General features: G+C 54.5%; 1 pseudogene. It reads right to left on the reverse strand.

Annotated elements, in window-relative coordinates:
- A pseudogene (locus ACTHUR_RS17320) lies at positions 1-545 on the reverse strand (exopolyphosphatase); the annotation flags it as partial.

Genomic DNA, 545 nt, shown 5'->3' on the forward strand with positions numbered 1-545 from the left:
ATGAGGGGGTGTTGCTCCAGCCATTGGGCGTTGATGCGCAAGATGAAGCTGTGGTTGTTTTCATCGATGCGAAGCTGGGTTTGCGGCGGCAAATCAAGCGGCAGGCGCGAGCGGCAGAAGAGGGCTGCCAGGCGCAGGGACAATACGGCACACCACATGATTTCGTTGTTACCGATAATGTCTGCCATTTTCTTAAGGTCGCCGCGATGGCCGATAACCAGTTGCGCCAAAATGGTTTGCTCTTTGCGTGAGAAGCCCGGCATATCGGCGTTTTCGAGAATGTAGGCGGAGTGTTTGTGATAACCGGTATGGGCAATATCCAAGCCGATTTCATGCAGACGGCCTGCGCGGCTGAGGTATTGGTTCCACAGGGCAAGTTCTTGAACGGTTACGTTTTTGGCGTGGCACAGGCTGTTCATGAAGGCTTGCGCGGTATCGGCAACGCGTTTGGCTTGGTTGAGGCTGACGTGGTAGCGTTTTTGGAACTCCGCCGTTGTCTGTTCGCGCATATCGACATTGAGGCTGCGGCCGATTAAGTCGTAGAA

The organism is Neisseria sp. P0021.S007 (genome assembly GCF_051956855.1).